Origin of the sequence: Albidovulum sp. (assembly GCF_049646345.1) — a bacterium.
Classification (GTDB): Bacteria; Pseudomonadota; Alphaproteobacteria; order Rhodobacterales; family Rhodobacteraceae; genus Albidovulum.
Genome location: NZ_JBARVQ010000392.1, coordinates 1 through 2,504, shown reverse-complemented (window position 1 = coordinate 2,504; position 2,504 = coordinate 1). Strand labels below are relative to the sequence as shown.

General features: G+C 60.2%; 2 protein-coding genes and 1 pseudogene. All 3 read left to right on the top strand.

The annotated features are described in order from the left end of the window. Positions 1 to 202: pseudogene (locus WBB85_RS09625) on the top strand (ATP-dependent acyl-CoA ligase); the annotation flags it as partial. Between the two features lie 59 nt (positions 203 to 261). Further along, positions 262 to 1,377: a thiolase family protein gene (locus WBB85_RS09620; protein ID WP_432638404.1), complete on the top strand. Its 1,116-nt coding sequence runs from the start codon at positions 262 to 264 to the stop codon at positions 1,375 to 1,377. Continuing rightward, the coding region (locus WBB85_RS09615; RefSeq protein WP_432638403.1) for an SDR family NAD(P)-dependent oxidoreductase at positions 1,374 to 2,504 on the top strand (1,131 nt) is incomplete at its 3' end. The genes WBB85_RS09620 and WBB85_RS09615, both read left to right, overlap by 4 nt.

The window sequence follows — 2,504 nt, the reverse complement described above, 5'->3', positions numbered from 1 at the left end:
GGACAAGGCGGTGGAGATCGTGACCTGGGCCTTGGGCCAAATGGCCTATTACAAAGTCCCGGGCTGGATCGCCTTTGTCGAGGATCTACCGCTCACCGCCACCCAGAAAATTCTGCGCGGCAAGCTTAAATCGCTGCTGGAAGATACCGCTGCCCAATCAGGTTTCATCGATATGCGTCACCTCAAGAAGCGGCAGCAATAATGGGGATGCAGGCCCGATATGAAGGCGTCGCGGTCTGCGCACCGGTCACCGTGCCTTATGTGCGGTTTTCACCCGAATCCGCGCACTGGTGGGCGGGTGCGGCGTTGCGGGCGCTTGGTCAAAAGACCGGGCTGAATGCCGGTGATATCGACGGATTCTGCTTCGCCAGCTTTTCCTCTGCTCCGGATACGGTCGTAGGTATGGTTCAGCATCTGGGTCTGAGTCCGCGCTGGATGGATCACATCCCGACCGGCGGTGCCAGTGGCGTCATGGCGCTGCGCCGGGCTGCGCGCGCCGTGCAATGTGGCGACGCCGAGGTCGTGGCCTGTGTGGCCGCCGACACCAACCAGATCGACAGCTATCGCCAGACATTGGCGGGTTTTTCACGCTTTTCCCAGGACGCGACATATCCCTACGGCTTTGGCGGCCCGAATGCGACTTTTGCGCTGATCACCGACAATTTCATGCGGCAATTCGGCACGACACGGGAAACCTTTGGTAAGCTCTGTGTGGCCCAAAGGGACAACGCACTCTCCAATCCCCTGGCTTTAATGAAGAAGCCACTGTCACTTGATCAGTACATGAATGCCCGTCCAATATCGGACCCGGTCCACTTGTTTGACTGTGTGATGCCCTGCGCCGGAGCTGAAGCGTTCCTGGTCACGACCCCTGACAAGGCAGAGCAACTGGGGCTGTCCACGGCGCGGATCCTGTCAACGATCGAGCGCCACAACGCTTTTGCCAAGGATACAATTCAGTACCGTGGCGGATGGGAACGTGACCAAGAGGCATTGTGGGACCGGGCCGGATGTGGCCCTCAGGACATTCACTGCGTGCAGGTTTACGACGACTACCCCGTGATCGTGGCCATGCAGCTTGCCGATCTGGGTTTTTGCAGCAAGCCCGGTTTGAATGATTTCGTCGCGGCAAATGAGTTTACGACATCCGGCTCGCAGCCACTGAATACAAATGGTGGCCAGCTCTCTGCGGGTCAGGCCGGTGCTGCGGGTGGATTCCAGAATGTCACAGAAGGGTTGCGCCAGATCCTGCAATGCCCGCTTGGCGAACAGATTCCCAATGCCCATCGCGCCCTGGTGTCGGGATTTGGACTGGTGAACTATGATCGCGGCACCTGCACAGGCGCGGCCATTCTGCAACGCGAGGCGCTACGATGACGGAACCGTTGCAACGACCCAAGCGCAAGGACCCGCTCAAACGAACGACGCTCGGCCATGTTCCGCCGCGCCTGCGCAGCCGTGCTGCCATGGAAATGGCCACCCATGCGGCGCAGGGGAGATTTGTTCTGCAAACCTGCGAAAGCTGCAATCAAATCACCTATCCACCACGCGATCGGTGCCCGAAGTGTTGGGGAGAGCTGGCGTGGCGAGAGCAAGACGCGGGCGGACAGGTCGCGGCGGAAACCACCATTCGGCATTCAACCGACAACTACTTTCGCAATCACATGCCCTGGCGGATCGGTACGGTCCTCCTGGACGCCGGGCCGACGGCAATCGTGCATCTTCACGGCACAGTCGGGGTTGGAGATCGTGTGAATATGACTTTGAAACTCGACCGAGGCGGCAACCCCGCCCTGTTCGCTATGCCAATAGGGGATGATCCGAACATGCAGGATGACCCGCAATTCCGCAGTCTTACCGCTGATCCGAAACACCGCCGCGTTCTGGTGACAGACGGCCGAACCGACACGGGTCAGGCGATTGCGCGCGCACTACTCGATGCTGGTGCCGCGAAAGTATTTGTTGGCGATGGCGATCCCCTGATGCGTTTTGCAGGCAAGCTTCAGCTTACAGCCCTTGATGGCGCAGAGCTGGTGCCGCTGAACGTGACGGACACACACAGCGTTGAAAACCTTGCGGCCCAACTGGGCGGGCGGGTCGATATTGTGATCAATACCGCGGGACAAGTCCGCGAAGGTGGCGTGGCATTCGGGGCCAAGCTGTCCGATCTTCAGGCTGGACTCGACACAGGCGTCGTCGGGCTGATGCGACTGGCGCAGACTTTTGGCCCTGCTCTTGGCGCTCGATCCGATGACGGGGTGACCTCTACCGCCGCATTCCTTGATGTGGTCCCTGTGTCAGGACTGAGCGGACAGTCGGGGTATTCGGGGACGGCGGCCAGCGCGGCGGCAAGGCTGTCGCTCTTGTCCGGATTCCGCGGAGAAATGCAAATGGCTGGCATTCGCGTCATGTCCGTGCTGACCAGCCCGGTGGACGACGCTTGGCACCAACGACTACCGCAACCAAAAGTCGCCCCATCACAACTGGCCCGAACGGTCGTTGCC